The sequence below is a fragment of the Streptomyces sp. NPDC001889 genome (genome assembly GCF_053594535.1).
The window spans coordinates 49,940-72,432 of sequence record NZ_JBSFER010000009.1 but is presented as its reverse complement, the minus strand read 5'-3'; the positions used below and the strand labels follow the sequence as shown (position 1 = coordinate 72,432).

The 22,493-nt window shown below is 70.9% G+C and carries 21 protein-coding genes, 1 tRNA gene and 2 pseudogenes; 16 read left to right on the top strand and 8 right to left on the bottom strand.

Translation table 11 applies throughout. From position 1 onward, the window contains the following. The first annotated feature begins 66 nt into the window (after positions 1–66). The 12 genes and pseudogenes from ACWCRA_RS11945 to ACWCRA_RS11890 all read left to right on the top strand — a co-directional run. Positions 67–1,191 (top strand): inositol-3-phosphate synthase, encoded by a 1,125-nt coding sequence (locus tag ACWCRA_RS11945; RefSeq protein WP_451067361.1) that lies wholly within the window; start codon positions 67–69, stop codon positions 1,189–1,191. After that, positions 1,188–2,261, top strand: coding sequence for an SCO3242 family prenyltransferase (locus ACWCRA_RS11940; RefSeq protein ID WP_451067360.1), 1,074 nt, complete (start codon positions 1,188–1,190; stop codon positions 2,259–2,261). The genes ACWCRA_RS11945 and ACWCRA_RS11940 overlap by 4 nt, the downstream gene beginning before the upstream one ends. Next, complete coding sequence (locus tag ACWCRA_RS11935) at positions 2,258–3,127, top strand: sugar phosphate isomerase/epimerase family protein (RefSeq protein WP_351551737.1); 870 nt, start codon at positions 2,258–2,260, stop codon at positions 3,125–3,127. The genes ACWCRA_RS11940 and ACWCRA_RS11935 overlap by 4 nt, the downstream gene beginning before the upstream one ends. After that, a complete protein-coding gene (locus ACWCRA_RS11930) occupies positions 3,121–3,750 on the top strand; it encodes an EboA domain-containing protein (RefSeq protein ID WP_451067359.1) in 630 nt (209 codons plus the stop codon). Before ACWCRA_RS11935 ends, ACWCRA_RS11930 begins: the two co-directional genes overlap by 7 nt. Then, entirely contained in the window at positions 3,720–4,568 is an 849-nt protein-coding gene (locus ACWCRA_RS11925) for a TatD family hydrolase (protein ID WP_451067358.1), read from the top strand. Before ACWCRA_RS11930 ends, ACWCRA_RS11925 begins: the two co-directional genes overlap by 31 nt. A 13-nt stretch (positions 4,569–4,581) precedes the next feature. After that, positions 4,582–5,751: a metabolite traffic protein EboE gene (gene eboE, locus ACWCRA_RS11920; protein WP_451067357.1), complete on the top strand. Its 1,170-nt coding sequence runs from the start codon at positions 4,582–4,584 to the stop codon at positions 5,749–5,751. Further along, a complete protein-coding gene (locus ACWCRA_RS11915) occupies positions 5,748–7,175 on the top strand; it encodes a nucleotide pyrophosphatase/phosphodiesterase family protein (protein ID WP_351551725.1) in 1,428 nt (475 codons plus the stop codon). The genes eboE and ACWCRA_RS11915 overlap by 4 nt, the downstream gene beginning before the upstream one ends. 34 nt (positions 7,176–7,209) lie before the next feature. Beyond that, the gene (locus ACWCRA_RS11910) at positions 7,210–8,271 is read left to right on the top strand and encodes a sugar phosphate isomerase/epimerase family protein (RefSeq protein WP_351551723.1); all 1,062 of its coding nucleotides are present in this window, start codon (positions 7,210–7,212) and stop codon (positions 8,269–8,271) included. A gap of 219 nt (positions 8,272–8,490) precedes the next feature. Next, positions 8,491–8,578, top strand: a tRNA-Leu gene (locus ACWCRA_RS11905). Between the two features lie 587 nt (positions 8,579–9,165). After that, a complete protein-coding gene (locus ACWCRA_RS11900; RefSeq protein ID WP_451067356.1) occupies positions 9,166–9,705 on the top strand; it encodes a zinc finger domain-containing protein in 540 nt (179 codons plus the stop codon). Next, the gene (locus ACWCRA_RS11895) at positions 9,690–9,896 is read left to right on the top strand and encodes a recombinase family protein (RefSeq protein WP_451067355.1); all 207 of its coding nucleotides are present in this window, start codon (positions 9,690–9,692) and stop codon (positions 9,894–9,896) included. Before ACWCRA_RS11900 ends, ACWCRA_RS11895 begins: the two co-directional genes overlap by 16 nt. 32 nt (positions 9,897–9,928) lie before the next feature. Continuing rightward, positions 9,929–10,003 (top strand): annotated as a pseudogene (locus tag ACWCRA_RS11890) (helix-turn-helix domain-containing protein); the annotation flags it as partial. A 21-nt stretch (positions 10,004–10,024) separates the two neighbouring features. Here ACWCRA_RS11890 and ACWCRA_RS11885 read toward each other — a convergent pair. From ACWCRA_RS11885 to ACWCRA_RS11850, 8 genes and pseudogenes are all read right to left on the bottom strand, one after another. Continuing rightward, on the bottom strand, positions 10,025–10,879 hold the full coding sequence (locus ACWCRA_RS11885) for a hypothetical protein (RefSeq protein ID WP_451067354.1): 855 nt from the start codon (positions 10,877–10,879) through the stop codon (positions 10,025–10,027). Next, positions 10,860–11,765: an aldo/keto reductase gene (locus ACWCRA_RS11880; protein WP_451067353.1), complete on the bottom strand. Its 906-nt coding sequence runs from the start codon at positions 11,763–11,765 to the stop codon at positions 10,860–10,862. Before ACWCRA_RS11880 ends, ACWCRA_RS11885 begins: the two co-directional genes overlap by 20 nt. Continuing rightward, positions 11,762–12,949 (bottom strand): cupin domain-containing protein, encoded by a 1,188-nt coding sequence (locus ACWCRA_RS11875; RefSeq protein WP_451067352.1) that lies wholly within the window; start codon positions 12,947–12,949, stop codon positions 11,762–11,764. The genes ACWCRA_RS11880 and ACWCRA_RS11875 overlap by 4 nt, the downstream gene beginning before the upstream one ends. 713 nt (positions 12,950–13,662) lie before the next feature. Next, positions 13,663–14,496, bottom strand: a complete 834-nt coding sequence (locus tag ACWCRA_RS11870) for a helix-turn-helix domain-containing protein (protein WP_451067351.1) — start codon at positions 14,494–14,496, stop codon at positions 13,663–13,665. Beyond that, on the bottom strand, positions 14,493–15,005 hold the full coding sequence (locus ACWCRA_RS11865; protein ID WP_451067350.1) for a DUF6879 family protein: 513 nt from the start codon (positions 15,003–15,005) through the stop codon (positions 14,493–14,495). The genes ACWCRA_RS11870 and ACWCRA_RS11865 overlap by 4 nt, the downstream gene beginning before the upstream one ends. Next, positions 14,989–15,198: a hypothetical protein gene (locus ACWCRA_RS11860; protein ID WP_265293932.1), complete on the bottom strand. Its 210-nt coding sequence runs from the start codon at positions 15,196–15,198 to the stop codon at positions 14,989–14,991. Before ACWCRA_RS11860 ends, ACWCRA_RS11865 begins: the two co-directional genes overlap by 17 nt. 584 nt (positions 15,199–15,782) lie before the next feature. Continuing rightward, entirely contained in the window at positions 15,783–16,649 is an 867-nt protein-coding gene (locus ACWCRA_RS11855) for an AraC family transcriptional regulator (RefSeq protein ID WP_451067349.1), read from the bottom strand. Positions 16,650–16,671: 22 nt separating this feature from the next. After that, a pseudogene (locus ACWCRA_RS11850) lies at positions 16,672–17,493 on the bottom strand (phytanoyl-CoA dioxygenase). Between the two features lie 203 nt (positions 17,494–17,696). Here ACWCRA_RS11850 and ACWCRA_RS11845 point away from each other — a divergent pair. From ACWCRA_RS11845 to ACWCRA_RS11830, 4 genes are all read left to right on the top strand, one after another. Then, a complete protein-coding gene (locus ACWCRA_RS11845) occupies positions 17,697–18,572 on the top strand; it encodes a haloalkane dehalogenase (RefSeq protein WP_451067348.1) in 876 nt (291 codons plus the stop codon). A 186-nt stretch (positions 18,573–18,758) separates the two neighbouring features. Next, positions 18,759–19,625: an alpha/beta fold hydrolase gene (locus ACWCRA_RS11840; protein WP_351551709.1), complete on the top strand. Its 867-nt coding sequence runs from the start codon at positions 18,759–18,761 to the stop codon at positions 19,623–19,625. A 294-nt stretch (positions 19,626–19,919) separates the two neighbouring features. Further along, a complete protein-coding gene (locus ACWCRA_RS11835) occupies positions 19,920–20,744 on the top strand; it encodes an IclR family transcriptional regulator (protein WP_451067347.1) in 825 nt (274 codons plus the stop codon). Positions 20,745–21,767: 1,023 nt separating this feature from the next. Beyond that, on the top strand, positions 21,768–22,490 hold the full coding sequence (locus ACWCRA_RS11830) for a maleate cis-trans isomerase family protein (protein ID WP_351551703.1): 723 nt from the start codon (positions 21,768–21,770) through the stop codon (positions 22,488–22,490). The last annotated feature ends 3 nt before the right edge of the window (positions 22,491–22,493 follow it).

Here is a 22,493-nt window from a genome sequence, read left to right as displayed (position 1 = left end):
GCGCCGTACCCCCCGCCCGCCGTCCCCCCCACCCCCGAGAACAACCAGGCAGGGAGGCAGTAGCCCGTGTCGACACCCCACCCCGCGACACCCACCGGCATCTGGCTCATCGGAGCCCGCGGCTCCGTCGCCACCACCACCATCACCGGCTGCGCCGCACTCAACGCCGGACTGCACCCACCCACCGGCATGGTCACCGAAACCCCCGCCTTCGCCGCCTCCCGGCTCCCCCCACTCGACTCCCTCGTCTTCGGCGGCCACGACACCCACCACACCCCCCTCCCCAAACGAGCCGAGGAACTCACCACCGCCGGCGTCCTCCCACCCGGACTCACCAACGCCCTCCACACCGAACTCACCACCACCGACCAGGACATACGCCCCGGCGGACCCCACCACGGCGACACCCGCACCGACAACGAACTCATCCACGCCTTCGCCACCGACATCACCGCCTTCCGCGACCGCCACACCCTCGCCCGCGTCATCGTCATCAACCTCTCCACCACCGAACCCGCACCCCCACCGGACGCCGAACGCCTCGCCCCCAGCTCCCTCTACGCCGCGGCCGCCCTCCGCGCCGGCTGCCCCTACATCAACTTCACCCCCTCCACCGGGCTGCACACCCCGGCCCTCCAGGCCGCCGCCGCGGCCGGCGGACTTCCCCACGCCGGCCGCGACGGCAAAACCGGCCAGACACTGCTCCGCTCCGTACTCGCCCCGATGTTCGTCCAACGCGCCCTGTCCGTACGGGCATGGTCCGGCACCAACCTCCTCGGCGGCGGAGACGGAGCGGCCCTCGCCGACCCCGCGGCAGCCGCCGCCAAGAACACCGGCAAGGAACGCGCCCTCACCGACACCCTCGGCCACACCCCCGAAGGCACCGTCCACATCGACGACGTCCCCGCCCTCGGCGAATGGAAGACCGCCTGGGACCACATCGCCTTCGACGGCTTCCTCGGCAACCGCATGATCCTCCAGACCATCTGGCAGGGCTGCGACTCCGCCCTCGCCGCCCCCCTCGTCCTCGACCTCGCCCGCCTCACCGCCCGCGCCCACCAAGCCGGACTCTCCGGACCCCTCACCCCGCTCGGCTTCTACTTCAAGGACCCCGACGGCGGCCCCGCCTCCCTCGCCGACCAGTTCACCGAACTCCTCGCCTTCGCCGAACTGCTCCGGGAGACCCCATGACCACCCTCCTCGGCCGCCTCGGCACCCCCCGCCCCCGCCCCCTCGCCCCACCCTCCGCCGCCCCCCGCCGCGACCGCCCCCGCTCCCGCTCCCGCCTGCGGGCCTGGGCCGAACTCCTCCGCGTCTCCGCCACCCTCACCGTCCCCGGCGACACCCTCACCGGCGCCGCCACCCTCGGCCTCCGCCCCAACCGGGGCACCGCCCTCGCCCTCGGCGCCTCACTCTGCCTCTACGAAGCCGGCATGGCCCTCAACGACTGGGCCGACCGCGCCGAGGACACCGCCGAACGTCCCCACCGCCCCATCCCCTCCGGCCGCATCACCCCCACCGCGGCCCTCACCGCCGCCACCGCCCTCACCGCCGCCGGCCTCACCCTCGCCTCCCGCGCCGGCCGCCCCGCCCTCACCCTCGCCACCGCCCTCGCCGCCACCGTCTGGGCCTACGACCTCCACCTCAAACACACCCGGGCCGGCCCCGCCGCGATGGCCACCGCGCGCACCCTGGACCTCCTCCTCGGAGCCACCGCCACGGCCACCGCCACCACCGCCCACCGGACAGCCCCCGCACCCACCACCCCGCCGACCACCACAGCCACCCCCCTCCCGGCCCCGGCCCGCCACCCGGCCCTCACCGCAGCCACCACCGCACTCCCCGCGGCCCTCACCCTCGGCACCCACACCTACGCCACCACCGCCCTCTCACGACACGAAACCCACGGCGGCTCCACCAGCGCCCCCCTCACCGCCCTCGCCACCACCCTCACCCTCGCCACCCACACCACCCTCCGCCCCCACCCCACCGGCCCCCCGCAACCCGCCCACCGACTCCTCCGCACCGCCCTCGCCACCACCTACACCCGCACCACCGCCACCCCCAGCCTCCACGCCGCCCTCAACCCCTCCCCACCCCTCACCCAACGCGCCGTCGGCGCCGGCATCCGCGCCATGATTCCCCTCCAGGCCACCCTCGCCGCCCGCAACCACACCACCACCGGCACCCTCACCGCCCTCACCCTCATGGGACTCGCCCCACTCGCCCGCGCACTCTCCCGGAAGGTGAGCCCCACATGAACCCCACCCCACCCACCACCCCCCTCCGCTACGGCTACGGCACCAACGGACTCACCGACCTGCGCCTCAACGACGCCCTCGCCCTCCTCGCCGACCTCGGCTACGACGGCACCGGCCTCACCCTCGACCACATGCACCTCGACCCCCTCGCCCCCGACCTCCCCACCCGCACCCGCGACACCGCCACCCGCCTCGCCCGACTCGGACTCGACGTCACCATCGAAACCGGCGCCCGATACATCCTCGACCCCCGCCACAAACACGGCCCCTCCCTGCTCGACCCCGACCCCACCGCCCGGGCCACCCGCACCGGCCTCCTCCTCACCGCCCTCAGAATCGCCACCGACCTCGGCGCCCGAGCCGTCCACTGCTTCAGCGGCACCACCCCCCACCACACCGACCCCACCACCGCCTGGAAACGCCTCGCCCAATCCCTCACCCCCGTACTCGACGCCGCCCACACCGCCGGCATCCCCCTCGCCATCGAACCCGAACCCGGCCACCTCCTCGCCACCCTCGACGACTTCCACCACCTCCGCGAACTCCTCGGCAACCCCGAACCCCTCGGCCTCACCCTCGACATCGGCCACTGCCAGTGCCTCGAAGAACAGAGCCCCGCCGACTGCGTCCGCGCCGCCGCCCCCTGGACCCGCCACATCCAGATCGAGGACATGCGCCGAGGCATCCACGAACACCTCCCCCTCGGCCACGGAGAGATCGACTTCCCGCCCGTCCTCCACGCCCTCGCCGCCACCGGCTACCAGGGCCTCACCGTCGTCGAACTCCCACGCCACTCCCACGCCGGACCCGACCTCGCCCGCACCTCCATCGAATTCCTGCGGACAGCGGAAGCCACCCCATGCTGACCACCCGCGCCGAACTCGACCCCCACCTCGACAACACCGCCCGCACCTGGCTCGACCACGCCCTCGCCACGACAGCCGACCCCGCCACCCCCGCCTGGGAAACACACTTCGCCACCGCCGGCCGGCACTGCGGACCCCACCACGCCGACGCCGTACGCACCCTGCTCCTCACCACCGCCCGACCCGACCCGCCCACCCTCACCCGCCTCTACCACCACGGCACCGCCGCCGAACGCCGCGCCCTCCTCCTCGCCCTCCCCCACCTCGACCACCTCACCCCGCCCACCGCCGCCCTCCCCCTCGTGGAGGACGCCCTGCGCACCAACGACACCCGGCTCATCGCCGCCGCCCTCACCCCCTACGCCGCCCAGCACCTCGCCCCCCACACCTGGCGGCACGCCATCCTCAAATGCCTCTTCACCGGCGTACCCACCGATGCCATCGCCGGGCTCGCACAACGCGCCCACGGCGACCGGGAACTCGCCCGGATGCTCCACGACTACGCCGCCGAACGCACCGCCGCGGGCCGCGACACACCCCCCGACCTCAACCGCCTGCTGACCCTGACCGGCCAGCCGCCCGAGGAGCCCCGATGCGCATCTTCGACCCCCACATCCACATGACCTCCCGCACCACCGACGACTACCAGGCCATGTACGACGCCGGAGTCCGCGCCCTGGTCGAACCCTCCTTCTGGCTCGGCCAGCCCCGCACCTCACCCGCCAGCTTCCACGACTACTTCGACGCCCTCCTCGGCTGGGAACCCTTCCGCGCGGCCCAATACGGCATCGCCCACCACTGCACCATCGCCCTCAACCCCAAAGAGGCCAACGACCCCCGCTGCACCCCCGTGCTCGACGAACTGCCCCGCTACCTCGTCAAGGACACCGTCGTCGCCGTCGGTGAAATCGGCTACGACTCCATGACCCCCGCCGAGGACACCGCGCTCGCCGCGCAACTCCAGCTCGCCGCCGACCACGGCCTGCCGGCGCTCGTCCACACCCCGCACCGCGACAAGTCGGCCGGGCTCCGCCGCACCCTCGATGTCATCCGCGAATCCGCCCTCCCACCGGAGCGCGTCCTCCTCGACCACCTCAATGAAACAACCGTAGAACACGCCACTGACAGCGGGTGCTGGCTCGGCTTCTCCATCTACCCCGACACCAAAATGGACCCCGAGCGGATGATCGCCGTCCTCAAGAGCCACGGAACCGAGAAGATCCTCGTCAACTCGGCCGCCGACTGGGGAAAGAGCGACCCCCTCAGCACCCGCCGAGTCGGCGACGCCATGCTCGCCGCCGGATTCACCGAGGACGACACCGAACAGATCCTCTGGCGCAACCCCGTCGCCTTCTACGGACTCAGCGGACGGCTCCAGCTCGACATCACCCCGCCCCCACCCCTCCACCAGGGCAACTCCATCCTCCGCGGCGGGGAATGAGGAGGCAGCGGCCATGCGCTTCCGCCACCCCGACGGCACCACCCTCCACCTCGCCTACTGCACCAACGTCCACCCCGCGGAAACCCTCGACGGCGTCCTCGCCCAACTCCGCGACCACTGCGAACCCGTCCGCAGACGACTCGGCCGCGACCGGCTCGGCATCGGCCTCTGGCTCGCCAAGGACGCCGCCCACACCCTCACCACCGACCCCGCCGCCCTGCGCCGGCTCCGCGCCGAACTCGACCGCCGAGGACTCGAAGTCGTCACCCTCAACGGCTTCCCCTACCAGGGCTTCGGCTCCGAAACCGTCAAATACCGGGTCTACCGCCCCGACTGGACCCACCCCCTGCGCCTCGCCCACACCACCGACCTCGCCCGGCTGCTCGCCGGCCTCCTGCCCGACGACGTCACCGAAGGCACCATCTCCACCCTCCCCCTCGCCTGGCGCACCGGCTTCGACGCCACCGCCGCCGAGACCGCCCGCACCGCGCTCACCACCCTCGCCCACCGCCTCGACGCCCTCGCCGACCTCACCGGCAAATCCATCCGCGTCGCCCTCGAACCCGAACCCGGCTGCACCATCGAAACCACCGCCGACGCCATCGGACCGCTCACCGGGATCGGCTCCGACCGCATCGGCATCTGCATCGACACCTGCCACCTCGCGACCTCCTTCGAGGACCCCGGAACGGCCCTCGCCCGGCTCACCGCCGCCGGTGTCACCATCCCCAAAGCACAGCTCTCCGCCGCCCTCCACGCCGAGGAACCCCACCTCCCCGAGGTCCGCGCGGCACTCGCCGCCTTCGCCGAACCCCGCTTCCTCCACCAGACCCGCACCCGCACCGCCGCCGGACTGCGCGGCACCGACGACCTCGGCGAAGCCCTCACCGGCCACGTGCTCCCCGACGCCTCCCCCTGGCGGGCCCACTTCCACGTCCCCCTGCACGCCCCGCCCGCACCGCCCCTCACCTCCACCCTCCCCGTCCTCCGGTCCGCCCTGACCGGACTCGTCGGCCCGGCCGTGCCCCTCACCCGCCACCTGGAGATCGAGACCTACACCTGGCAGGCCCTCCCGGCCGGGCTCCGCCCCCGCAACCGGGGCCAACTGGTGGAGGGGATCGCGGCGGAACTGACGCTGGTGCGGGATCTGCTGGTCGACCTCGGGCTCAAGGAGCTGCCATGACCCCCACCGGGGCCCCCTCCCCTCCCCCCTCCCCACCCACCCCCGCCCCCCGCCCCACCCCTCTCCTCGTCATCGACGTCGTCGGCCTCACCCCCCGTCTCCTCGATCACATGCCCCGGCTGAGGGCGCTCGCCGTGTCCGGCTCGCACGCCCCGCTCACCACGGTGCTGCCCGCGGTGACCTGTGCCGCCCAGTCCACCTTCCTCACCGGTGTGCCCCCGGCCGAGCACGGCATCGTCGGCAACGGCTGGTACTTCCGTGAGCTGGGCGAAGTACTGCTGTGGCGGCAGCACAGCGGTCTGGTCTCCGGCGACCGGATCTGGGATGCCGCCCGGCGCGCCCACCCCGGGTACACGGTCGCGAACATCTGCTGGTGGTACGCGATGGGCGCCGATACGGACATCACCGTCACCCCGCGTCCGGTGTACTACGCGGACGGCCGCAAGGAGCCCGACTGCTACACCCGCCCTCCGTCTCTCCACGACGAGCTGACGGACAGATTCGGCACCTTCCCCCTGTTCCACTTCTGGGGCCCGGGCGCGGACATCGTCTCCTCCCGCTGGATCACGGACGCGACCCGCCACATCATGGCCACCAGCGACCCGGATCTCACACTCTGCTACCTCCCTCATCTCGACTACGACCTGCAGCGGTACGGCCCCGACGACCCGCGCTCCCACCGCGCGGCGGCCGAGCTGGACGCGGTGATGGCTCCGCTGCTCGACGACGCCCGGCAGCAGGGCCGTACCGTCGTCGCGCTCTCCGAGTACGGCATCACCCGTGTCAGCCGTCCCGTCGACATCAACCGGGCACTGCGCCGCGCCGGTCTGATCGAGGTGCACACCCAGGACGGCATGGAGTATCTCGACCCGATGGCCTCACGGGCCTTCGCCGTCGCCGATCACCAGATCGCCCATGTCTATGTGCGCCGGCCCGAGGACCTGGACGCCACCCGTGCGGCCCTGGAGGGGCTTCCCGGTGTGGAGACACTCCTCGACGACGAGGGCAAGAAGGCTCAGGGTCTCGACCACCCCCGCTCCGGTGAGCTGGTCGCCGTCGCCGAGCCCGATGCGTGGTTCACGTACTACTACTGGCTCGATGACGCCCGGGCCCCGGACTTCGCCCAGCTCGTCGAGATCCACCGGAAGCCCGGCTACGACCCCGTCGAGCTGTTCATGAATCCGCACGATCCCTATGTACGGCTCCGGGCGGCCACGGCGGTGGCCCGCAAGAAGCTCGGGATGCGCTACCGGCTCGCGGTGGTGCCTCTCGACCCGGAGCCTATTCGCGGCAGCCATGGCCGCCTTCCGCCGAGCGATGACGAAGGTCCGCTCATTCTGTGCTCCACCCCCCGCGCTGTGGACGGCCGTGTCGCGGCCACCGATGTGAAGGCCCTGCTGCTCCGGCTGGCTGGTCTCCACTGAACCACACCTCACCGACAACGAGGAGTTATCCACAATGAGCCGCTTCAGCAAGGGCGATGACGCCGAACTCTCCCGCCGTCTCAGCAGACGCGGGATGCTCGGTGTCGCGGCCGGCGCGACCGCCGCCGCGATGCTGACCACTCCCGCGAGCGGGGCCCCGGCAGCCTCCGGGGCCGGTGGGGAGCCCCGGGGGAACCGGGGGAGGGGCCGGGGAAGGCCGGTTCTGCCGCCCGGCCGTCTCGGGATTCAGCTGTACTCGCTGCGTGACAAGGTCTCCACACTGGGTTTCGCCGCGGTCTTCGCGGAGCTGGAGAGATACGGCTACGACGAGATCGAGCTCGCCGGGTACACCCAGGGCTCGGCGGGCCCCATCACCCTCGCGCGGCTCAAGCGACTGGCCCGCGATCACGGTCTGACGCCGATCGGCAGCCATGTCGGCTACTACTCCAGCGACCCGAACGCCTACACCTTCGCCCAGAACCTGGACAAGGTTCTCGACGACGCCCAGGCGCTCGGGCTGAAGCACATAGGCACCCCCGCGCCCCCGTTCCGCTACGGCACCACCGTCGACGCCTGGAAGCGGGCGGCGGAGGACTTCAATGTCTACGGCGCCGCGGCCCGGCGCCGGGGCATGAAGTTCTACCAGCACAATCACGCGGAGGAGTTCTCCTTCGCCACGGACCGCCCCGATGTCCGCCTCTACGACGTCCTTCTCGCCGAGACCGACCCCGAGCTGGTCTTCCTGGAGATGGACATCTACTGGGCGTATGTGGGACAGCACCGTTTCAGCAAGCGCCCCGACGGACGCCCCGCCCCCTTCGACCCGCTCGGCTACGTCCTGCGCCGGCCCGATCGCTATCCGCTCTTCCATGTGAAGGACGGCGAACGCGACGAGTCCGTCCGCGACGGCTACCGGATGAGCGACGTCGGCGACGGCGACATCGACTACCGCCGCTTCATGTCCGCGGTCGGCAGAACCCACGGCGGCCGCCGCGACCACCACTGGCAGGCCGAACACGACAACCCGGCCGACTCGCTCGCGTTCGCCCGCAAGTCCAGCGCCCATCTCCACGCACTGCGCGAGAACGACTGCTGACCGCCCACCCCTCCCCACCCGCGAGCCCGCCCGGCCCGCACCCCCACCGGGCGGGCCGCGCCGGGTATCCAGCCGGTCACGTATGGTCACGGCCCGGGCCGGAGTGGCGAGTGGATGCCTGATCACTGCCCTGACCACGGGATATGTGGGTGAGAGGCACCTCGGACCCCTGGTATTGTTGTCCATGTCGCCGAGGGGAGAACCCGAGGCGGTCACCTTGTCCGGGTGGCGGAATGGCAGACGCGCTAGCTTGAGGTGCTAGTGCCCTTTATCGGGCGTGGGGGTTCAAGTCCCCCCTCGGACACCAGCAGGAACCCCAGTTGATCTGGGGTTTTTCTGTTTCTCGGGCTGCGGCGTGACCAGCCACGTGACCAACAGCCGGGCGAATCTCCTGGTCGGACCAGGGATGGCAGGCCGAGTCGGCCCGCTCCGGTTGCGCTTTTCTTCGCCGTCGCCCTGGCGGCCCTGGGAGCCGTGGCAGATTGCGAGCTGCTAAGACGTGGCGGTTCGAGCCTGCCCGCTTCGGGGGTCATACCTCCACCCCTTCGCCGTCGCACCTCTCTCCGCCGACGCGCCCGCCCGTCCTGCCGGGCGAGCGGCTGTGCGCCACGCTGAGCACCTGGCAGAGCGGGAGCCAGGCCAGTCCAGCGTCCGACAGCAGGCAGCGAGACAGGCGCACAGCGCCCTGCTGTGGCAGGCACGTCAGGCTTTCAGTGGGGCGCGGCAGCGTCCACCAGGACGACGGGACAGGGCGTCTCATGAACCATCGTTAGTGAGACGACACGGCAACCGTCGGACTGTGTCCGTTTCGCTCACGTCTCACCGTCTCGAAACTCGTCTCAAAAGATCCCGCTCGGACCTGGATTTCGAGACGCGTTTTGAGACGGTCTGGCCATGCCGAAGAAGATCACCCCGGCCGAACAGGTCGAGCGCCACGACTGCCCCAAGTGCCAGGCACCCGCAGGAAGCCCCTGCCGTACCGGTGCGGGCAAGGTGGCAGCCGGCTACCACACGGGGCGCTTCGCCCTCGTGCCCGCCTCGAAGGCGGAACTCACCGTGAAGACCCCGGCCGACAGGCAGCCTGGCAAGGCGTGCACACAGGGCGCACCCGTGGCACAGGCGCCCGAAGGGAAGCCGGGCGCAGCGATCCGGCTCGGCTGCGCCCGGTGCTCCACGGTGGGGCAGGAACTCCAGTCCCCGTTGGACGCCCTTGCCGGGGCCCAGTGCACCCGTGTGTTCTCCGAGGAGATCAGTACCCGCGTGAAGGAGCGGCCGGAGCTGGAGAAGGCTCTCGCCCTCGCGCGGGAGAGTCAGGCAGGCCGCACCCGGGCAAGCCGTCATCCTCACCGTGGTCGAGATGAAGCGCCTTGCCCGCAACGTGGCGGAGTTGATGTCCCTGTCCGCCACCCTCCAAGCAGATGGCATCCAACGTGAACTCCTCTCCGGCCCCCCCCACGGGCGTGTACGACCCGAACGGGGCGGGCGCCATCGTCTTCGCCGTACTCGCCGTCAGTGCGGAGGTCGAGCGGGAGGGCATCCGGGAGAAGACCTTGGAAGGCTTGGACGCTGCGGCCCGCAAGGGCAACCACAGGGGACGCCCCACCGTCGTGGACGACGACAGTTAGCCGCAGCCCGTGCCCGGCACGCCAAGGGAGAGAGCGTCACCGCCATCGCCAAGGCGCTGGGGATCTCCCGAGCCACCCTCTACCGGCATATCGGTGAGAGCGCCTGAGACAGGCGCACAGGGGCGCAGTCAGGCGCTCACCTCGGAGTGCACAGGAACGGGCGGGCGCACTCCGGTGAGCGCCTCCGCTCGGGCAACCAGGCGGGGCGCAAGGTCCGGGTACCAGCCACGGGCTACGGCTTGCAGCATCTCGGCCAGGGCCGCGAGTTCCCCGATTCGGCCGGCGGGGGTGTCGAGTGTCGGCGCGCATTCCTTGCGGATGCGGGCGGCCACGTCAGGGACAAGCAGGCTGTTGGCGTGGAGAAGTCCCACGTCGTAGCCGAACGGCACGAGGCCCCACCGCTCCCAGTCCAGCAGGCACAGGGGCGCGGTGGTGAGGTTGCCCCAGTGCAGGTCACCGTGACCGGTCACCCTCTTCACCCTCGCGGGGGCCGGGATGCCAAGGAACTGAGGGAAGGCCCGTTCGATCCACCCGTCCCGGACGGTCGTCTTCGCACCCTCCGCTTCAGCGAGCAGGGCAAGGGCTTGGCGAAGGTCCGCCCACCACTCGTCAGGCAACGCGGGGTCCTGGTCGATGTCGGCCCGGTCCGGGGACACCACCGGTTGCGTGAGGTGGGCCAGAACTTCCGCCTCAAAAGCCCACTCGCCGTCAGTCCAGTCGTGCACCCCGTACAGGCGGGGGCGGGGCACGCCGTCAGGCACCAGCTCCGAGGCCCCGACGATGCCTTCCCCCGCCTTCCTGCCCGCGTTCCTCTTCGCCGTCCGGCTGACCCGTAGCCACCGGTCCCCCGCTCGGCGTCCGAGAGTGACACCGAGGAAGCCCCACGCCAGCGGCCCCGTGCAGGTGAGGCCCAGTGCCTTGGCCGCCCGGTCGTGGGCGGCCTCCATCAGGGCCTGCACCTCCTCATTCACCGGCGAGTTCATCCGTCACCCTCCTGAGTTCCTGGGCCGTCAGCGGCGCCGCCAGAGCCTTGGCCACATCGTCCCAGTGCTCGCGGGTGCTCGCGGAGGTGAGGACGACATCAAGGCCGGGACACGAGCCAACGGCCAGCAGGGCAGCGGCTGCGGCCGACAGGCCGGGGCGGATGAGGCTCACCAGTTCGGGTGTCATGGCGTCGAGGAGCTCGCCCCCGTGCAGGGGAGCGGAGCCGAAGGTGATCAGCCCCGCGTCCTTCGCCCGCACCAGTGGTCCGCCGCCGTTCAGGGCCTGTGTGATCGGGGCATCCATGATCAGGCTGACGGGCATCTGCAAGCCCGTGAAGTGGTGCTCGGCGGAACCGGCCGCCTGCCGGGCGAGCGTGAGCAACTCGGGCACGCTGAGCGCTCCGGAGGCCAGGCCCGACCAGGTGGCAACGCCGTACCCGCCGATCCTGCCCGCGTGGGCGAACTCTTCCAGCGCCGTGAAGGCTTGCCGCACCCGCCCGTGCAGAGCGGCACGGTCAAGGCCGTGCCCGTGGTGCTCCGGGTTGTGCACGAACACCAGGTCCACGCGCCCGAGCGCGGCCAACGACCGCTCCGTCTGCCAGCGGACGAAGCCCCGCTCAAGGCTGTGCCTACCGGCCGCCTCCTCCCGGGCGAGCACGCCCTCAGCCAGGGCGGCACGGCCCTGCTCCTCCGTGAAGAACCCCGTCTTCGTGGCTACCCGCACGGTCGGGTACTCCCCGAGAACCGGGCGCAGTTCCTCATGCGCCCGACCACGGGCGTAGTTGGGTGCCGTGTCCACCCAGGGACTACCGGCCGCCAGGGCGGTGCGTGCCGCCCGACTGACGGCACGCACGCGGTATGTCCCCAGGCAGAGCGCGGCGGTCACAGCGCCGTCCCCACGACTGCGACGGCGTGGCCGTCGATGAGGACGGAGACCAGTTCGGCCACCTCCTTGACCTCAAGCCCGGCGGAGTCGGCGAGTTCGCCGAGCGTGGCCGGCCGGTTGGTCAGCAGCGTGTCCAGCGCGGGCGCGGCGGACTCGGCGAAGTCCCAAGCCGTACCGGCCGCAGAGAAGGTGACCGTGCCCTGTTCGCGGTTCGCGGTCAGGCGGCCCCTCGGAGTGGTGAGCTTGACCGCGATCTCCCCCCGTGCGGGGAGTTCGCCCACGTAGGGCAGGGACGGAATCGCGTGGCCCAGATCCGTCGTGTCGATCGACTCCGCCCACCGCTCCACGAGGCGGGGGTCCGCCATCATGTCGGCCACCTCACGGCGTACAGCGTCGATGAAGTCCGACTGTTCCGCCGACGAGCCGAAGCGCGGAATGTCCCGGCGGAGCGCGAGGGACGCCCTGAGCTGATCGACGACCCACAGCATCAGGTCAGCACCTGTGTGCGGGACCATCCCGAACGTGAGGTGAAGGGACTCCGTCCCCTGATCGGCGGTGACCGAGTGCCACCAGCCGCGCGGCAGGTAGAGCACGTCGCCCGGGGACATAACGAGGTCCGCCATCGGGTCGCCCTCCGGCTCCTCCGGCGACTCCACGTCCCGGAAGGCGGGCGCTTCACGGGTCATCCCCCACAGGCGCCACCGCTTCGAGCCGTGCAGTTGGACCACGACCACATCGTGGTCGTCCCAGTGCCGGCCGAAGCCCTCCCGCTCGGTCCACGAGGCGTACACGTTGGCCTGCGCGGAAGTTCCGAGGAAGCGTTCCAGTGCCTCCGCAGCCGCCCCCACGGAGGGGTGGATCTTCTCCACCGCGTCAAGGACCAGCGACGCCCCGTCCCTGAGCCGGGCGTGGAAGTCGGACGGCTGGATGCGGGAACAGGTGACCGCGCGGCGGTTCGTGGTGGGGATCGCGTAGCGGTGGAGCGGGACCATCTCGCCGTCGACCGACAGGCGCAGCCGGGGCGGCTCCAGCCGCTGCGCGGAGATGATCCGGTTCAGGTCGTCCCAGGAGAACAGGCCCGCCGTGTCGGTGGCCCCGGGGAAGTGCGCGTATGAGCGGTGGTACTTCTGGGCGAGGAACGTGTCCCCGCCCAGACGCCCCGCCCACGAGGCTGCATCAAGCAACGTGGGCGCTCCCGTCAGTCGTTGCCGTCGGAACGGCCACTGCTGACGTCAGACTCCTGCTCGGCGCGGGTGCGCGCGGCCATGATCTTCCGCTTCGCGACGAGCAGGCCACCCCCCCTCGGGGGCCACCGAACCGGTGTTCTCTTCCACCATCGGACTACCTCTCTTCTCGGGAACTCCCGCCGGGAATCCGGCAGGAAGCAAAGGGGGACAGCGACGAGCGCGGCAGTTACCGGAACGCCAGGGTTCCAGCGAGAACCAGGGCACAGCCGCAGAGGATCGCGGCCAGGTAGAGCGGCCCCGCGTATCGGCCAAAGTGGCGCGGCACCCAGTGGCCCAGGCGACGCATCACGTCGCCTTCGGCTCCACAGCCACGGGGCGGAGAGCACTGGCAGGCAACGAACTGCGACCCGTGCACCGAGGGCACCTGCACGGCGGGTACTTGGCCGGCGAACCCAGGATCACCGCATTGCGCGGCTCCACCTGCACCTCACGAACCGGGCCGTGCGTCCGGCCGCCGTCGTACGACACCCGCAGAGTCATGCGCCCCGTCACGAGCGCACCACCATCAGGGCCGAACGTCCGCCGGTACTTCAACGTCTGACCTGCGCCGTAACGCACCCGCTCTTCGTTTCGCTCGGTCGCTGTCATGGGGGAAATCATTGGCCCAGAAAGCGGCGGCTGTGCAGTTCTTTCCCGTCATGGACTAAAGATCATGAGCGGCAGGCGGTGGCCCACTCCGTCAACAAGGCTCGCGCTTCGGCCCCGAACAGCGCGTATCCCTCCAGTGTCGAGAACAGTTCCACATGCATTTCGATGTCGCGCGGATCTCTCAGGATCACGACTCCGGTGGTGTTCTCCACAGTGGCCAGGGTGTTGTCGTAGACAGTGAAGGTGTCCATCGGAGCCATGGGCTTATGGCCCGCGATGGGGATGACACCGAGCTTCACATTCGGCAGGTGGGTCAGTGAGGCCAGCCGGTCAATCTGCATCGCCATCGCGGCCGGGGGCAGGAGTGGCCACCTCACGGCCTGTTCGGTGAGGATGAAGGTGAACCGCTTCTTCGTGTCGTAAAGAACCTCCTGGCGCTCCAGCTTCCTCGCGATCGCCTTGGTGACATCAGCCGGTGAATGGGCAAGGCTGGCCCGGATGTACTCAGGGGTGGACAGCAGTCCCGTAATCATCGAGAGCAGGAAGAAACGGAACTCGGTAGAGGAGGATTCGAGCGCGGCAAGTTCGGTCTGCTTCTTCTCCAGCCCCCGTCGCCGTAGCGAGCGCAGGTCTTGCCACTCGGTATTGGCCAGCCTCGCGAGGGCAATGACCTCCTCGATGGCCTCGGGCGGAGCAACGACAGCCCGGAGGATTCTCTCCAGGTCGAGCAGGCTCGGTTGCGCTTTCCCGTTCTCGATCCGACTGATCTTCGATTGGGACATGTTGCAACGCCGAGCGAGCCGGTCCCCAGTGAGGCCGGCTCGCTTGCGTAGTTCTTTCAGCAGGGCGGACAATTCTTGCTTCGGCTGCCCCAACTGTTCAGGGTCGAACGTCACCCGCTCACGTACTCCAGGAATGGAACCGACTCGGCAACGGCGATCCGCTTCCACTGCCGATACGGTTCAGGATCACCCTCGTACAGTTCCCGGTTTATCTGCGTCCCGTCCGCCCGGTAGTTCATCAGCACCACCTTGGACTCATCGAACATCCAGAAGTCCTGACCTGGAAGCCCCGGGTTCTCTCGGTCGGTGAGGTCGAGAATGCGGATATCCTCGCCCGCCTTCACGTGGTGCCGGTAGTAATACTCGAACTCGAACCGGAGGTAGTCCGAGAGCGGGCAGGTTACGACATGCACCCTGCCTACGCTCTTCCCTTCCGAGGCCCATTGCCGAACCTCGTCCATCCAGGCCGACGTGTAATCGTCCGGGGACTTCTCCCCGGCGAGGAAGCGCTTCAGCCTCTCCGCTTCCTGGGGCATGGTGTAAACGGGCAGCGTCTCCAGCCGCCACGCCTCACGCTCCATGAAATCGAAGCAGTCATTCCACGCGTCACCATCCAAGTGCACGGATTGCCTCCCTGAGAACCGCTTCCGGGATTTCCACGAGCCCTTCCCCGGCGGGCGGGGTGAAGGCGTCGGACACGTCGCCCTGCACGACGAACGATCCCGTGGCCGTGCGGTACACGTTCGGGCAGTCCTTCTCTCCGCACTCGCCGTTGCCGTTGCCTGTGAGCCGGGTGAGTGCCGAACGTTCGGCCATGCCAAACCCCCTTGCTCTGGCCACGTTTGGGCCGCCTGGCCAACGACAGTAGAGGGGGTGGCGCTACGCGTCTATGCGTGCACGCGACTATGCGTGTCCTTGCATAAACAGGTCCCCGACCGCGCCAGCCCACCCCGGTACGCGGTCACGTACGCGACCGTGCAGACTGGGCGTAGCCCCGTGGCGCCGTCCGGGAAGCCTGACCAGGGACGGACGCCTCGGAGGAGGGTTGGTCACATGACCAACGCGTGACCAACAGGGGCCCGAGAGGGCCTGAAACAGCAGGAAAGAACAGGAGAAGCGCCCGCCGAAATGAAGCCTGTCAGCGGGCGTTTCCCCAGGTCGGATCGGTTGTGGGCTGGTGCCCGAGTGGAGAGTTCAAGTCCCCCCTCGGACACCACGGCTCCATCACAGAACTCCCGGTACGGATTCGTCCGTGCTGGGAGTTCTTCGTTTGTCGAGGGATCTTGTCGGCTGCTGCCCGACGCCCGGCCGGGCCGGCACCGGTGCGGGGCGGGGCGTCTGCGGTGCCGGTATCCGGCAGGGTAGGCGGGTCGCTCGGCCGTCAGGGGGCGCCGCTGTGTTCAGTGGTGCTCGGGTTCCACGGCCAGCCACAGTTCGGCGTCCGCCTCGGTCCCCTCCGGTGGCAGACGGGTGCGCAGGATCTCGGGGCCGGTGCGGGTGCGGTACGGGTTCGACGGGAACCACTCGGTGAACACGTCCCGCCACAGCTCCTGGATGGCCCGCGGCACCGGCCCGGAGGTGGTGAAGACCGCCCAGGTGCCGGCGGGGACGGCCAGTGTGGTCATGCCCTCCGGAGCTCTCGCGGAGGTGACCACGCCGTGGTGGTAGTCGAGTTCGGTGCCCTCGGCGCGGCTGGGGTCCAGGCCGTCGCAGACCGCGACGATGCCGTGCGGCTCCTGGTCCGAGAGCTTCTCCAGGCGCTCCAGGGTCCGCGGGGCGATCCCACGGACGAAGTCCATGATCGCCTGGTTCGGCCCGCTATGTACCAGCGGTACCCGGGTCCTGGGCCCCGCGACCGTGAAGTCCGCCTTGTCCACGATGCGGTAGCGCATACCGCTCCTCCCTTCGACGGTGAGGCGGAAGGCCATCCGGGACTGGGAGCTGAGCGCGGCGCCGGTACGCCGGGCCTCGCCCGGTCCGATGCCGTGCATGGCCCGGAACGCCCGCGCGAACGCCTCGCCGGAGCCGTAGCCGTAGCGCACCGCGATCTCCAGCAGCGTGGCACGCCCCGCGAGTACCTCGGCGCCCGCGAGGGTGAGCCGGTGACGCCGGATGTACTCCGACAGCGGCATGCCCGCGAGCGCCGAGAACATCCGGCGCGGATGGTGCTCCGAGGTCGCCGCGAGGCGTGCCGGCTCCGCCATGTCGACGGTCCGGTCGAGATGACACTCGATGTGCTCCATGGCCTGGTTCAGCCGCTCCAGCACGCCCGGCGTCCTTCCTCTTCCGTCATGGCCGCTCCACCGGCGATGGCCGTGCGAGATCTCCGCTCCGACCAGGGATGTCCCGTCCCAGGCCCCGGCGGATCGCTGTCTCCACGGGTGAGTACGCGCCGTCGGCCCGCTCCAGTGCGTACGGTGCCGCGGGCATCAGCGGCGGCTGCGCCATGAAGCGCGGCCGCACCCCATGATGCGGTTGCGCCGCGCGCGCCAGGAACGGATGGCACAGGAAGACATCGCCCGGGGACCCGGTGGCAAGGGCGAGTGGCCGGTGGCCGGACGCCGCCACCAGTTCGGGTGCGAGGGTCAGCCCGCTCGCCCCTTCCTCCCCGCACCTCTCCAGCACCCTCCGCACGTCGAGGTGTGAGCCGGCCCGGATGCGGGTCGGGGCGTCCTCCTCGCCGACCTCGCTGAACAGGAACAGCATCAGCAGCGCCCGGCCCCGGGAGCGGAGATTCGTGAAGTACCAGCTCTCGCCCTCCGGCAGATAGCTTCCCTCGATGTGCCGGCCCGGGTCGTCCGGATCCTCCCCGTGCGGGAAGCGCAGCGGGAAGGTGCCCAGCGAGTAGCGCGGCTGCCGGCGCCCCGCGCCGACCAGCAGGTCGTACGCGTGGTGCAGCGAAGGGGAGTTGGGCGCGGCGGCGAACGGCCCCCGCGCCATGCCGTCACTCAGTGGACGGGCTCTGTCCACGTCGACGGGTCGTCCGGGTCGCGGCCCCTCTCCCGCCACAGCAGCCGCGCGCAGTCCGCCGCCACACGCGGCGCGACCGCGCCCTCCGGCTTCACGAAGCCGTCGCGAAGGAAACGGGATATCCAGGGTCGTGTCGTCCATGGCCCCATCGTGCGGCGCCACCTGCTCCGGGCACCCGACATTCCCCGTACCGTCTCTGCCGGGTGATCACGGGAGCGCGGCCGGGCGGCGTCCCAGGGGCGCGTTCTTGTACCCTGACCGGTCCGCCCGCTCCACCGGACCCGGGACACCGGCGACCAGTGGCTCGGTTGGACGGGCCAACCCGAGAGCGAGGAGCAGGAACGATGTCGTCAGAGGACCACTACCAGAAGCACCGCGTCCGGGTCGGCGGCCTCGACATGGCGTACATCGACGAAGGGGAGGGCGACCCGATCGTCCTCCTGCACGGGAATCCGACGTCGTCGTACATCTGGCGCCATGTGATCCCGCATGTGGTGGACCAAGGGCGCTGTATCGCGCCGGATCTGATCGGGATGGGTGACTCGGACAAGCTCCCCGGAAGCGGCCCCGACTCCTACCGTTTCGTCGAACACCGCAGATACCTGGATGAACTCCTCCAGGCCCTCGGAGTGCGCGAGCGGGTGACCCTGGTGGTCCAGGACTGGGGATCGGCCCTGGGCTTCGACTGGGCCCGCCGGCACCCTGCCGCGGTCCGGGGCATCGCCTACATGGAGGCCTTCGTGGCCACGATCCCCTCCTGGGACGACATGCCCGGCCAGGGAGCCGAGTTCCTCCGGGCGATCCGGTCCACCGCGGGGGAGGAGATGGTCCTCGGCCGGAACACTCTCGTCGAGGATGTTCTGCCGCATCAGGTACTGCGAGGGCTCTCCGAGGAGGAGATGGCCGTCTACCGGCGCCCCTACACCGAGCCGGGTGAGTCCCGCAGGCCCACCCTGACCTGGCCGAGGCAAGTCCCCGTCGCGGGCGAACCCAAGGACGTCCACGACATCATCACCGGCTACGCGGAGTGGCTCGCCACCTCGCCGATTCCCAAACTCTTCATCGAGTCGGTCCCGGGTGTCATGTTCGAAGCGCACCGCGCCATCGCCCGGTCATGGCCGAATCAGACACATCTGACGCTCACGGGCGGCCATATGGTCCAGGAGGACGCGCCCCACGACATCGGAACAGCTCTGGCCTCCTGGCTGCGGGATCTGTAGATCCGCCCACGCCCGGCCGGCCCCTTGCGCCGTCGGACTCCTGTCGTTGCCATGAGCCTCGATGATCATTACGTTGTGTCATTCGAAGATCGAGTGGCCCGGGCCGCGTGTGTGGGGGCGGCGGCGGATGACCGCGGGCCGGACCGGCTGCGCGCGCGGGCCGCCGATGCCACGGGACGCCAGAAAGTGAGCAGATACGTGCAACCGACACTCGTCCTGGTCCACGGAGCCTTCTCCAACTCCTTCTCCTTCGCACCGCTCCAGGCCGAACTGGGCCTTCTGGGACATCGGTCGGTTGCCGTCGACCTGCCGGGCCACGGTTTCGCGGCGACCTATACACACGCCTACCAGGCACCACAAGATCCCGGAGGACTCGCCGCGGCACCCGGCTCGACCAGGGGTGTCACGCTCGCCGACAACGCCGCGCATCTGATCGGAGTCCTCGAACGGGCCAAGCGCAACGGGCCGGTGATCCTCGTCTCCCACAGCCGCGGCGGAGTGACGGCCACGGCCGCGGCCAACGCGCGGCCGGATCTGATCGACCGCATCGTGTACGTCTCGGCCTGGTGCCCCGTCGACCTCGACGTCAGCGCCTACTACGCCGAGCCCGAGATGGCCACGGTCGACGCCGCCTCCCTGGCCATGGCGCTGGCCGGGGACCCCGCCGAACTCGGTCTGCTCCGCGTCAACTTCCGCACCGCCGACCCGGACGCCCTCGCGGCCTTCAAGGCGGCCTTCCTGGCCGACGGCACCGACGAGCAGTTCCTGGCCTTCCTGAACCTCTTCCAGCCGGACGAGAACCTGGATGTCGGCACCTCCGCCGACCGGGCACAGGCCGGGACCTGGGGCCGTATCCCGAAGACCTACGTCCGCCTGGCCGACGACACCAGCCTGCCGCTCGCCATACAGGACCGGCTGATCCGCGAGGGCGACACCCTCACACCGGACAATCCGTACGATGTGCGCACCCTTGAGGGCAGTCATCTGAAGTGGCTGATCGAGCCGGCACCGGCGGCTCGAATCCTGGGCGAACTCGCTTCACGGATCGGCTAGCCGGGCGCGGTCGGAGGCGGTCGGCGGGAACCGGTCCGTGCGGCACCGCTCGCGGCGGGACCGCCGGCCCGGCCCGGGGCGCGGGGGCAGCGCCCTGGGGCCGGCCGCGCGCTCCACCGCCGCCACCGCGTCGCCGTGACGGCCGGCGAGGCGGCGGTCGTGGATGACGAGGTGTGGCGGCCACTGTGTGATAATCGCGAGCGATCATTCAAGCAACGCGCGGACAGGGTCCGGGCCGCCCCGGTGGGGGGCCCTCGCACAGGGCCGTGCTTCCCGAGGGAGAGGACCGGCCCCATGGAGAACGAACAGGGGCCGGAGTCCGCGGAGACCTCCTCGCGGGCCGGAGCGTCCCCGGCGGGGGAGCGGACGCCCCCCGCGAGCACGGTGCAGATCGTGGACCACGCCCTGCTGGTGCTCAAGGCGATCGCCGAGGCCGACCGGCCGCGCGGGGTGCGTGAGCTGAGCCGGGACCTGGAGATCAGCAAGAGCTCCACCCAGCGGATTCTCGCCTCCCTGGAGCGGGTCGGGCTCGCCGTCATGGACGAGAACTCCCGCAAGTACGTGATCGGTCCGGCCGCGCTCACCCTGGCCTGGCGCCACGCCGCCAACAGCGATCTGGTGACCGCCGCCTCGGAGGCCACGGCCCGCATCGCCGCCGCGACGGGTGAGACCGCGTGCGTCTCCGCCGTGGTCGACGGCCGCCGGGTGACGGTGTACGAGGTGGAGAGTTCCCAGCCGCTCCGTCTGATCACGGGGGTCGGCCGCCCCTACTCGCTCTTCTCCGGCGCGACGGGCCGGGTGCTGCTGTCGATGCTGCCCGAAGCCCATCTGGACCACCTGGTGCGGGAGCATGTCTCCGCGACCGGCGCGACCGACGCGGTGGAGATCGTCGACCGGGTCGCCGCCGCCCGCGACCGGGGGTACGCCTTCAGCCGCGGCGAGTGGATCATGGGCGGGTGCGGGGTGGCCGTGCCCATCGCGACCCAGGGCACGGTCACCGCGGCGCTGAGCATCTACGGTCCCGAGGCGCGGCTCGCGGACCAGCGCATGGCCGAGCTGGTTCCGACCCTCCAGGCGGCGGCGGCCCAGATCGCCATCCGCTGGCGCCAGCCCGTCTGACACCCGCCCGCCCACGCACCGGCCCACCTGCCGCCCCGGCTGACCGGGGTCCGCCGCGCCGGTGCGCGCACCGCGCCGTCGGCCCGCCCCGGCCGGCTTCCCCGCACTCGCGTGCCGCGCTCCTCCCGTACTCCGCGAGAGTCTCGCTCGACCGTGGTGGCCCGCCGGGACCGCCGGAGAGACGGCTCCCGGGAACTGCCGGCCCCGAGGCCCCTCGTCGCCCTCGCCGACTCGCCCGCCGCCCGCGTTCGCGGTGCGGGGCGTGCCCCTCCCGGCGGGCACGCCCCGCACCCCGATGGGCTCACGCCCGCCGCCCGCCGCCCGCGTCTGCCGCCCGCCGCCCGTCGTACACCGAGCGCGACCGCAGGCCCGGCACCGCCCGTCGTACACCGGGCGGATCACCGCCCGCACGGGTCGGACCACCGTGCCCGCACTGCCCGCAGGTGTCGGACCACCGCCCGCACCGCAGGCCCGGCGCCGCCCGCACGGGGCAGACCACCGCCCGCCGCACCGGGCAGACCCCTGCCCGCACGGGGCGGACCACCGCCCGCACCCCCGCCCGCACGGGTCGGGCCTCCGCGAGCCGCACCGCCCGCACCCCCGCCCGCATCGCAGGCCCCGCGCCGCCCGCACCGGTCGGACCACCCCGCCCCGCACCGAGCAGACCCCCGCCCGCACCCAGTGCACCGCCGCGCCCGCCGCGCCCCGGCCGCCGTGGCCGGGGCGCCGGACCGCCCCGCGCCCCGCCCCGGCCCTCACCTCCGCCCCGTCCCGCCGCAAAACCTCCCCATTGACCTGGCCGAAACCCGTAGGTACGGTGTCCCAAACGATCTGGTCCACTGTCCCAGATTGCTTACGACGCCGCTGACCTCGGTCGATCCCAGAGGGAAGCGGGACCTTTGCCGCTATGCGGGCGACGTTCCACCCAGCAGAATCCGTGCACCACATCAGTCCCGGTGGACCTCGACCTGCCCGACACTCCCATCTTTCCGTAGATACGGCTTATTTCAGGAGAAATGCCCTATGATGCTCGGCTGGCGTGCACGAATCGGACAGATCCGCCCCGCGACCGCGATCGAAGGGGCCGAGGAGTGGCGCTCGGTCGCCCCCACCGGAGTGGCCTTCGCCGACGCCCGCACCATCGTTCCCCGCGTCGACGCGGAGGGTCTCCGCACCATGATGAGCCAGGTGCTGGACGCCTCCCGGCAACTCGCCACCGCCAAGGTGGACCTGATCGTGCAGTGCGGCGCGCCGGGTACCTTCATCCCGGGCCCCGGCACCGATGAGAAGGTCACCGACGAGATCAAGGCCGAGACCGGGATCGCCGCGATCACCATGATGCAGGCGACCGTCGACGCCCTGCGCGCCGTGGGCGCCACCTCGGTCGCCGTCGGCAGCATCTACACGGACGAGGTCAATGAGGCGCTGCGCGCGTACCTCACCGCCGTCGGCTTCGAGGTGCCCGTGATGGAGGGGCTCCAGATGACCGACCCCTACGAGGCCAGCGTCCACGACGCGGACAGCGCCTACCGGCTCGGGCGCAGGCTGCACAGGGCCGCCCCCGACGCCGACGCGCTGCTGATCTCCTGCGGCACCTACCGGACCTTCGAGATCCTGCCCTACCTCGAAATGGACACCGGGCGCCCCGTGGTGACCAGCAATCAGGCCTCCCTCTGGAGCGCCCTGCGGACCCTGGGGCTCCGCGACGAGATCCCCCAGCTCGGCCGCCTCGGCCGCGTGGTCTGACAC

Coding starts and splice junctions, on each gene's coding strand:
- ACWCRA_RS11935 (WP_351551737.1), top strand. CDS start 2,258: ATGAACCCCACCCCACCCACCACCCCCCTCCGCTACGGCTACGGCACC.
- ACWCRA_RS11940 (WP_451067360.1), top strand. CDS start 1,188: ATGACCACCCTCCTCGGCCGCCTCGGCACCCCCCGCCCCCGCCCCCTC.
- ACWCRA_RS11885 (WP_451067354.1), bottom strand. CDS start 10,879: ATGAACTCGCCGGTGAATGAGGAGGTGCAGGCCCTGATGGAGGCCGCC.
- eboE (WP_451067357.1), top strand. CDS start 4,582: ATGCGCTTCCGCCACCCCGACGGCACCACCCTCCACCTCGCCTACTGC.
- ACWCRA_RS11930 (WP_451067359.1), top strand. CDS start 3,121: ATGCTGACCACCCGCGCCGAACTCGACCCCCACCTCGACAACACCGCC.
- ACWCRA_RS11830 (WP_351551703.1), top strand. CDS start 21,768: ATGATGCTCGGCTGGCGTGCACGAATCGGACAGATCCGCCCCGCGACC.
- ACWCRA_RS11915 (WP_351551725.1), top strand. CDS start 5,748: ATGACCCCCACCGGGGCCCCCTCCCCTCCCCCCTCCCCACCCACCCCC.
- ACWCRA_RS11860 (WP_265293932.1), bottom strand. CDS start 15,198: ATGGCCGAACGTTCGGCACTCACCCGGCTCACAGGCAACGGCAACGGC.
- ACWCRA_RS11845 (WP_451067348.1), top strand. CDS start 17,697: ATGTCGTCAGAGGACCACTACCAGAAGCACCGCGTCCGGGTCGGCGGC.
- ACWCRA_RS11895 (WP_451067355.1), top strand. CDS start 9,690: ATGGCATCCAACGTGAACTCCTCTCCGGCCCCCCCCACGGGCGTGTAC.
- ACWCRA_RS11925 (WP_451067358.1), top strand. CDS start 3,720: ATGCGCATCTTCGACCCCCACATCCACATGACCTCCCGCACCACCGAC.
- ACWCRA_RS11910 (WP_351551723.1), top strand. CDS start 7,210: ATGAGCCGCTTCAGCAAGGGCGATGACGCCGAACTCTCCCGCCGTCTC.
- ACWCRA_RS11835 (WP_451067347.1), top strand. CDS start 19,920: ATGGAGAACGAACAGGGGCCGGAGTCCGCGGAGACCTCCTCGCGGGCC.
- ACWCRA_RS11900 (WP_451067356.1), top strand. CDS start 9,166: ATGCCGAAGAAGATCACCCCGGCCGAACAGGTCGAGCGCCACGACTGC.